The following is an 8496-nucleotide window of genomic DNA, read 5'->3' as shown; positions in this document are numbered from 1 at the left end:
GTTGAAAAACGAAGTGCCAGCGAGCTAAAAGATAAAAGACACCTGCCTAATGCCTGCGTGACTCAGACAAAAAATAAAAGCCTGCCACGCTCTGCGTGGATAAAAGTTATAAGACGGGAGTCGGGAGAGTGAGATTTGCCAAAACATATGTCATCTTTTAATTAGAAAGATTCTAAATAAACTGTCACATATCATATGTTCAAGCTTAAAAACATCTTATTTTTGACAAAATTTAATAATAGAATGAAAATCGCAATACCTACAAACGACAGAAAAACGATTGCAAAGCGCACAGGAAGATGTGAAGAATTTGCAGTATACGAGATTACTAACAACAAAGTAATAAGCGCAGATTACAGAAAGAATACTCATGACCATGACCATGACCATGAAGAAGAAGAACACGAACACTCTCACAGCGACATTATGGAATTGTTATCAGACGCTGATATGATGATTGTACAAATGGTTGGAAAGCACATGAAAAGCGATCTTGAAAAAAGCAATTTAGAATATCAGAAAACTAAGGAAAGTGATATTGAGACAATCCTAAATACTTTTTTAGAAAAGTAATATATAGGTCTATGACTAATCACGGTGTGAATACTTTGATAATACAGGTATTCGCACCGTGACTTTTTAGTCTAATTTAATCTCTTCAAAATTTCATCAGCCACCCGAAAAGAATTGGCATATATAGTCCAGGTATAAGGAACACTTCCACCTGTAGGCATAAAACTCGCATCGGTCACATATAAATTATCCACTTCGTGAGCTTTGCAGTTTTTGTCAAGTACAGATGTTTTTGGATCATTTCCAAAACGACATCCTCCGGCCACTAAATTTGGCGGGGCTCCTCCACTGATATTTGATTGTATGTTTTTTGCTCCCAGGTTTTCTAATATTCGTTCGGCCTTTTCAGCCAGAAACTCCCCTATTCTTATATCCTGTTTGTGATTTGAGATTCTGATTCTCGCAACATTATCGCCCCACTTGTCTTTCACTTCAGGATCAAGAGTTACAAAACAATTATCGGTTGGCAGCCAATCGTTGAAAACCTCAAAAGACAACTTTCGCATTTGAGTAAAATAGTATTTCAGTTTTTTCTTCAAAGCACTTCCATAAATCAGAGACCCGTCATTATTCCATTTCTGTCGGATTGCCTTTCCGGTTGGATTTGAATGTTCAAAAAGAAAATCGACCGTACCTCCTTTTGCCTTTCCTAACTTCTTATCATTGATTGTATACCAATTTTGAATAGCTCTGTTTACAAACACACCGGGCTGCAAAAGTTTTTCGAAATCTTCTTCACTCATATCCCTTTTATGAAGTTCCCCTGTTCCTACTCCCCCACCCGAAAAAATTAGATTCTTCCCAAGCTGACCATTGTTATTGGCTAAACCATTCGGGAATTTTTCATTTTTCGACATCAATAATAATCTTGCAGACTCTATTGCCTGCCCGGCAACAACAAATATATCTGCATAGGCCTTTTGCACCTTTCCATCCATATCGTAATAATGGGCTTCGATTATCTTTGTATCCTTACTTTTCAGATAAAAAACCTTCGAAAAAGCAGAAATATCAAGATTTCCTGTTTCGAGAGCTACATCGAGTAATGCAACACGTGAACTGCTTTTTGCTCCGGTAGAACAACCGTAACTACCACAGTAATGCGAATAAGAACAGGAAGTTCTTTCCCCTTTAGGTTGAGATAAAATCGACCTTGCACCTCTTACTGCATTATAACCTTCTTTTTTACAGGCTTCATCAATAAGCGTTGAAACTATATTTTCGCTCAGAGGAGGAAAAGGAAAATCTAATGATGAACGGGGCTCCATGGTAGAATGCTTTCTGGCTTCACCCGAAACACCAACTATTTTCTCTACTTTATCGTAATAGGGCTCTAAGTCTTCATACGAAACAGGCCAGTCAACAATATTTGCTCCTTCTATCCCTCCAAATTCACTTAACAGTTTAAAATCTACAGGTTTCATACGGTGAAAATAACCGCTCATAAAATTTGAAGAGCCGCCAACAGCACTACCATTCCAGAAATCTCGGCCGGTATCGGCATTCGATTTAGCTAGCCATTCACCATCTGAGTTCAATTCTTCTATTACCTGGGGTTCATCACTAAGGTTTGGGATATATACACTTCTTCTGGAACTGACTATCTCATCCTTAAAAAAATCGTCAGTTTTAAACCACGGACCTTTTTCAAGAACAAGAACCTTTTTACCTGCTCTACTCAACTCGTAGGCAATTGGACCTGCCCCTGCACCACTACCGACTATTACTATGTCGTATTTTTTTTGTTCAGACATATTAATCAATAGGTTTTATTTGATATAGTAGTAAAAATTTCATCGTAAATCATATCAGCTACCGGACGCGGATAACCGGGATAATGCTCCAGCCACTTCCATCCCGCTCCACCAATATTTGATCCGTATAATTCATCAGAAAACTGAGCCTCGAAAATATAGGTCAGGTTTCTAGACAACCAGCTTTCGCCCCAACCATGCTTTGAAACTGTTCTTATTAATTCCTCTATTTCTGAATCGCTTAAATCGCCAAACTCCTTATTAAACTCTTCCCCGGAACTCTCTTCGATCCAGCCTACACCTTTCAGAATATAATTCTTATCATTTTCATCCAGATTTTTATCACTTAAAACCCAATCGAGATATTCTACTGTTTTAAAATCATTGGCACCGGGTCCGAACTGATCTTTTGGGAATAAAATATTGTGAACTTTTTTTAGTAAGTAATACTGTTTGGTATCGAAATTAACAAATGTGGTTTTATTGGAATTTCCTGAACATGAACTTACAAACCAAGGCAAATAAGAAGCTCCTGCCAAAAAAGAGAAATTCCTGATGAATTCTCTTCTAGACTGGAGCCATGTCTTTATATTTTGTTGCTCAGATTGCATCATTTATCCAAAATTTTTCAAATACTACCTACTATTTCACGCAAAGGTCGCAAAGAAAAAATAACGCAAAGACCGCAAAGCTAATTATCCTTTATTCTATCTGCTTCTTCACTATTGCCAATCCTTCTTCGAATGAATGCGGGTTATATCCCAATATACCAATAGCCTTTGTAATTTCAAATCCTGTAATTGCCGGTCTTTTTGCAGGTTGATTTAAGGTCTCGGAAGAAACTCTTGTCATATTTGACGTATCAAGATTCCAAAACTTACCAACCCGTTCAACTAATTCGTAAATACTCATAAAGTCTTTACCCGAAATATTGAAAACTCCTTTTATTTTATTTTCGGCAGCCAACAAACATCCCTGTGCCAAATCTTCGGCCAGTGTAGGTGTCCTGAACTGATCGTCGACAACATTTATTGAAGTTCCTTTCTCAAAAGCCTCTTTTGCCCACAAAACTATGTTCGACCTACTCATATCGTCAACAATTCCAAACACCAGAACAGTCCTAAGGATGGCTGCTTTCACCCTTGAATTCATTATAACTTCCTCCGCTTTTAACTTGGTCATACCATAAAAACTCAATGGATTGGGAGCATCATTTTCTTTATAAGGACCATTTGCCCCATCGAAAATAAAATCAGTAGAAAGATGTACCAAAAAGGCGTTATTTTTTACACAGGCATCAACAATAAACTCAACTGACCTAACATTTAACAAATCTGCAGCATCCATCTCTTTCTCACACTGGTCAACATTTGTCATTGCTGCAGTATGAATTACCACATCCGGTTTTTCTGAAGAAATTACTTTATCTACCAGCTCACGGGAAGTAATATCCAAACTAATAAATTTGTAACCTTCCTGCAGTTTCAGTCTGTTTTCTCCTTTTGCAGTTGCGACAATATGATGCGTTTTATCTTTTAAAAGCTGATATACCAGTTTCTGTCCTAAAAGCCCGTTTGACCCCGTAATTAATATTTTTTCCATCTTACACTTACCAGTTAAAATAAATGAATAAACTAATCTAAATTATATAGTTTCATCATTTTGGCAATCTGAAAACTCTTACCCAGAACTATCAACTTCGATGTAGATGTTAACTCTTCGTCTACATCAGGGTTCACATCATAATCTCCGGTATTATTCTTCAAACCAATTACGGTAACTCCGGTTAGACGTCTTAAATCCAAATTCCTCAATGTTGTTACCTGCCCTGACACTTTCAGATCCTCTACTTTTACTTCTTTAATATTAATATTTTTCCTCCACTCCAATGAAATATTATCAAGAAACTCAACTACGTCGGGAGTCACAACAAGTGAGGCCATATGATCGCCTCCCAGTTTATTTGGCATAATAACATTCGTTGCACCTGCGATTTTCAATTTCAATCTGGAGTTCTCTTCAGAAGCTCTGCTTATAATTGTTAAATCGCCTCTCATTTGACGAGCCGAAAGCACAACAAAAACATTTTCAGAATCTCTTGGCAGTGTGGTTATCAATGTTGTTGATTGGTCAATTCCTGCTTTTTGAAGAATGTTATCTTCCGTAGCATCCCCTTCGACAAACAATAGCGAATCATCCTGCGATATTTCTTCTATTTTCTCCTTGTCTTTCTCTATAATTACAAAGCTCTCATTATAATCTCTCAATTTCTGAATAGCCTGTTGACCGTTTCTTCCGTAACCGCAAACGATTACATGCTTATCTAATTTTTGTATCCGTTTATACACCTGATTATGTTTATATTGAATTAAAAACTGTCCGTCTACTATAAATTTTGTAATAATCGAAGCCGCATACATATAGGCACCAATACTAGACAAAATCAAAAAAACTGTAAATATCTTACCTGCCGGATTTAAAGGATCCACTATATTAAAACCAACAGTTGAAATTGTAATTACCGTCATAAATAAAGCATCGACAAAAGAATAATCGTCGATTACCATATAACCTAATACTCCAATAACAATTATGGATCCCATGAGCATGAGAGCACGATAAATCTTGGATTTTATAAAAAAACTACCCAAATTAAATTACAGATCAAAAACGCTTGTGCGTTTGGTTATTATTAAATCTTTTATTCGCAACATAAAGGCCAGAATCAAATATAAGCCCGTACTTACACCAAAAGTAACGAACGACAAATAGATGAAAAACAATCGAATAGAAGACGGATCCATTCCAAATTTATCTCCAAACCTCGTACTCACATCAAAGCCTCTTTTTTCAAAAAAGTTCTTTAACGGCACTATTATTGTCCTATGCATAAATTATTATTTATATATGGCAATTTAACAAATTCAACTGAATATCAAATAAATACTTTAAACTGTATTCCTTTCTAATACTCTTTTTCCTATTAAACAGTTTAAACACAAATTTTTATGACATAAACTATTATTAAGCTCCAACAGTGCCTGACTCTCTTTAGCATTATTGACTCTCCATCCGTATTTTTCGAATTCTGATATTATTTTATTGTTTTCCTTCATAAGATATTCTGCCAATTCAAGACTTTCCTCTATTTTTCTTGAATTATTTATGGCTCTAAAATATGTAAATCTAACCGGGATAACACTATTCAATATAAGTAACTCCATAAATGAACTACTCAACCTTCGCTCCGAAATTTTACTGCCGGATTTAAATGTATAATGATCCTTCCAAAAATCGGAAACACCTGAACTCAATATCTTTTTCATCTGCCTGACACTATTTACCTCCAGTATTTTAGAAAACAGATCAGGATGACGCTGATATAAATGTGCCAATTGCGACATTCTAATCGTCGGAAAATTAGCAGGCCGTGTTCTGAAAAATTTAAACTGAGAATTATTAACTGATTTTAACGAATATTTCCTTTTCAAAAATGAGTACTCAGTTTTTAATTTCCCAAAATACTCCCCGTCTATTTCTTCGTCCAAAAATCCTGCCTGACCAAAAAACAATGCTTCTACGCTATTTATATTCTTACTTACATTTTGAACTAATTTAAAATCAAACGACGAAGAAAAATTAGCAAAAGCCTCACCGTTTAGTTTTAATCCAAAAGACCTTGAAATGCTCCTAAACAAAACCTGCTCCCAATGAGATACCGATATATCAAGCTGATTTCTAACATCATCAGTTTTAGTCTCCAGTCTTTTTACAAAAAGGCTTTCGATCCAATTTTGATATTCAAAGTCATAAGTAAAGCTGTAGCTTTTCGCACAAGACAAAAATGACTTCGACGGACCTGTTAATTCTTTATAATTCTCAGTAACAATCTCCGAAATATAATTTTTTAATTCCAATACAGGCAAAACACTTTCTAATACTTCTACTTCCTTGTCATGATTATAAACAACGTGCAATATAACATTATTATAGGCTTTATCATTCTGATGTTTATGCCTGTACCAATCGGAAGAATTAACATGTATTTCCACATTTCCAGCCCACAGCTGATCGCCTATTCTGATCTTTGCATTAAAGAAATCAGGACCTGAATCAAAATTACGTTCTCCGTATGATAATATTTCTATATCACTACCATTGGTAGACTTAAAATCATAACAGCAAAACAATTTATAACGCCATACGTAAACTATAAAATCCTCGTTCATAACTAGTTGGTAAATTTGTATATCTAATTTAGAAAAAAAACCTTAAATTTATGTTTATATAATTTGATTCTTTTATTGAAAATTTTATTCAGGAAACCAATGGATTTATCGGTAGAATACCTAGGACACAAACTAAAAAACCCAATTATTGTAGGGAGTTGCGGACTTACTTCATCTGTGAGCAGATTAAAGTCGCTTGAAAATGCTGGTGCATCAGCTGTAGTAATAAAATCTCTTTTCGAAGAACAAATAGATCAGGAAAACTGGCAGGAACAATCAAAAAACTCGACCAATTTCCCTGATGTGGTTAATTATATAAGGACATATTCAAACGAGAAAAGTTTCGACAAGTACCTCAACTTAATAAAATCAGCAAAAAAAGAGATTTCCATTCCGGTTTTTGCAAGCATAAATTGTCACTCAGCCGGTAACTGGATCAATTATGCAAAAAAAATCGAAGAAGCCGGAGCAGATGGCATTGAGCTTAATATTTCGTTGTTACCAAATGATTTTGAAGCATCGGGAGCAGACAATGAAAAATGTTATTTTGAGATTCCAAGAAAAGTAAAAAAAGCAGTATCAATTCCAATTTCTTTAAAAATGAGTAACTATTCTGCCGGCCTTGCCAGATTGGTTAATGAATTGAGCTGGACTAAAAACATTGATTCATTTGTATTGTTCAACCGCTACTACAGACCCGACATCGATATAGACTCTCTGGAGCTGAAAAGCAGTAATATATTCTCTAACGAAGGTGACCTTGCAGAATCATTGAGATGGGTTCTGTTACTGAGCAAAAGAGTAAGAACAGATATAATTGGAAATACAGGAATACACTCAGGCGTAGATGTAATCAAGCAAATTCTGGCCGGTGCCAAGGCGGTTCAGGTTGTATCTGCTCTATATATTAATGGAGAAGATTACATTGGTGAAATGTTAGATGAAATTGAAACATGGATGACCAGAAAAAATTACTCCAGCCTGGATGATTTTAGAGGAATTCTACATGAGAAAGAAGAATTGAAAAGAGGATTTGAAAGAATTCAGTTCATGAAATATTATGGATCTATAGAATAATAAAAATGGCAGAAAACATGGAGTTGAACAGTATAATCACGAATGTAATTAAGGTTTCTCCGATGATGGTTATCATCAGAGTCAAGCCAGTAGGATGGGATTTACCGGAATACAAAGCAGGTCAATTTGTTGTTTTAGGCTTACCTCCCGAAATTAAAAGATATCCTCTGGCTACCGAAGAATATAAAGAAACTAAGCCGGGGAAGATGATAAAAAGAGCATATTCTATTGCCTCTTCATCAACTCAGGATTATGTTGAATTTTATATCACGGTAGTTCACTCCGGTTCTTTAACTCCGCGAATTTTTTCTCTGGAAATCGGAGACAAAATATGGATGGGAAAAAAAGCTACAGGAATGTTTACTCTCGATCAGGTTGATGACGAGAAAAATGTTGTATTAATTGCTACTGGAACCGGAATCGCACCATATATGAGTATGCTTCGATCTAATGCATTACATCGCAAAGGTAAGATTATGATCATCCACGGAGCTGCAAACTCCTGGGATTTAGGCTACCAGTCAGAATTGGAATTACTGGATGTAATGATGCCTAATTTCAAATACTATCCAACAATCACTGATCCCGATAAGGAGGCTGCCGAATGGACCGGTGATACACGATTTATTGAAGAAATATGGAAAGATGGAACTGTAACTTCACAGATGGGTCTTGAACCAAAACCCGAAAACACACATATATTCCTTTGTGGAAATCCATTTATGATCGATAGTATGATTGAAGAAACCGGAAAACTTGGTTTTATAGAACATAATAAAAGAACTCCGGGTCAATTGCATTTCGAGAAGTTCTAATCTATATTACTGCAATAAAAAAAACGCCATTTCGGCCGGAGTGATAGC

Annotated in this window: 9 protein-coding genes; 3 read left to right on the top strand and 6 right to left on the bottom strand. The window is 35.7% G+C overall.

Going from position 1 to position 8496, the window contains the following annotated elements; all coding sequences use genetic code 11:
- The first annotated feature begins 243 nt into the window (after positions 1-243).
- The gene (locus ABFR62_04075; protein MEN8137589.1) at positions 244-573 is read left to right on the top strand and encodes a NifB/NifX family molybdenum-iron cluster-binding protein; all 330 of its coding nucleotides are present in this window, start codon (positions 244-246) and stop codon (positions 571-573) included.
- A 71-nt stretch (positions 574-644) separates the two neighbouring features.
- On the opposite strand, the gene ABFR62_04070 is transcribed toward ABFR62_04075, so the two are convergent.
- The 6 genes from ABFR62_04070 to ABFR62_04045 all read right to left on the bottom strand — a co-directional run bounded on the left by ABFR62_04070 (position 645) and on the right by ABFR62_04045 (position 6556).
- Positions 645-2327 (bottom strand): GMC family oxidoreductase, encoded by a 1683-nt coding sequence (locus ABFR62_04070; protein MEN8137588.1) that lies wholly within the window; start codon positions 2325-2327, stop codon positions 645-647.
- Positions 2328-2332: 5 nt separating this feature from the next.
- The gene (locus tag ABFR62_04065) at positions 2333-2941 is read right to left on the bottom strand and encodes a gluconate 2-dehydrogenase subunit 3 family protein (GenBank protein ID MEN8137587.1); all 609 of its coding nucleotides are present in this window, start codon (positions 2939-2941) and stop codon (positions 2333-2335) included.
- Positions 2942-3029: 88 nt separating this feature from the next.
- A complete protein-coding gene (locus tag ABFR62_04060; GenBank protein ID MEN8137586.1) occupies positions 3030-3929 on the bottom strand; it encodes an SDR family oxidoreductase in 900 nt (299 codons plus the stop codon).
- Positions 3930-3961: 32 nt separating this feature from the next.
- Positions 3962-4930 carry an NAD-binding protein gene (locus ABFR62_04055; protein MEN8137585.1) on the bottom strand — a complete coding sequence of 323 codons (969 nt, stop codon included), beginning with the start codon at positions 4928-4930 and terminating at the stop codon, positions 3962-3964.
- 54 nt (positions 4931-4984) lie between these two features.
- Positions 4985-5218 (bottom strand): PspC domain-containing protein, encoded by a 234-nt coding sequence (locus ABFR62_04050; protein ID MEN8137584.1) that lies wholly within the window; start codon positions 5216-5218, stop codon positions 4985-4987.
- A gap of 57 nt (positions 5219-5275) precedes the next feature.
- Complete coding sequence (locus ABFR62_04045; GenBank protein ID MEN8137583.1) at positions 5276-6556, bottom strand: DUF2851 family protein; 1281 nt, start codon at positions 6554-6556, stop codon at positions 5276-5278.
- 99 nt (positions 6557-6655) lie between these two features.
- Between ABFR62_04045 and ABFR62_04040 the strand changes: the two genes are divergently transcribed.
- Together ABFR62_04040 and ABFR62_04035 are read left to right on the top strand one after the other, a co-directional pair.
- Entirely contained in the window at positions 6656-7633 is a 978-nt protein-coding gene (locus tag ABFR62_04040; protein ID MEN8137582.1) for a dihydroorotate dehydrogenase-like protein, read from the top strand.
- Between the two features lie 5 nt (positions 7634-7638).
- A complete protein-coding gene (locus ABFR62_04035; protein ID MEN8137581.1) occupies positions 7639-8448 on the top strand; it encodes a ferredoxin--NADP reductase in 810 nt (269 codons plus the stop codon).
- Positions 8449-8496 lie beyond the last annotated feature (48 nt).

It is taken from the genome of Bacteroidota bacterium, from assembly GCA_039714315.1.
Taxonomy (GTDB): Bacteria; Bacteroidota; Bacteroidia; order Flavobacteriales; family JADGDT01; genus JADGDT01.
The sequence above is the reverse complement of the archived record's forward strand: the minus strand, read 5'-3'. Positions and strand labels throughout refer to the sequence as shown.

What these genes read in the sequence shown, in the direction of transcription:
- ABFR62_04050 (MEN8137584.1), bottom strand. Translation starts at nt 5,218, where the DNA reads ATGCATAGGACAATAATAGTGCCGTTAAAGAACTTTTTTGAAAAAAGA.
- ABFR62_04045 (MEN8137583.1), bottom strand. Translation starts at nt 6,556, where the DNA reads ATGAACGAGGATTTTATAGTTTACGTATGGCGTTATAAATTGTTTTGC.
- ABFR62_04075 (MEN8137589.1), top strand. Translation starts at nt 244, where the DNA reads ATGAAAATCGCAATACCTACAAACGACAGAAAAACGATTGCAAAGCGC.
- ABFR62_04055 (MEN8137585.1), bottom strand. Translation starts at nt 4,930, where the DNA reads ATGGGATCCATAATTGTTATTGGAGTATTAGGTTATATGGTAATCGAC.
- ABFR62_04040 (MEN8137582.1), top strand. Translation starts at nt 6,656, where the DNA reads ATGGATTTATCGGTAGAATACCTAGGACACAAACTAAAAAACCCAATT.
- ABFR62_04065 (MEN8137587.1), bottom strand. Translation starts at nt 2,941, where the DNA reads ATGATGCAATCTGAGCAACAAAATATAAAGACATGGCTCCAGTCTAGA.
- ABFR62_04035 (MEN8137581.1), top strand. Translation starts at nt 7,639, where the DNA reads ATGGCAGAAAACATGGAGTTGAACAGTATAATCACGAATGTAATTAAG.
- ABFR62_04060 (MEN8137586.1), bottom strand. Translation starts at nt 3,929, where the DNA reads ATGGAAAAAATATTAATTACGGGGTCAAACGGGCTTTTAGGACAGAAA.
- ABFR62_04070 (MEN8137588.1), bottom strand. Translation starts at nt 2,327, where the DNA reads ATGTCTGAACAAAAAAAATACGACATAGTAATAGTCGGTAGTGGTGCA.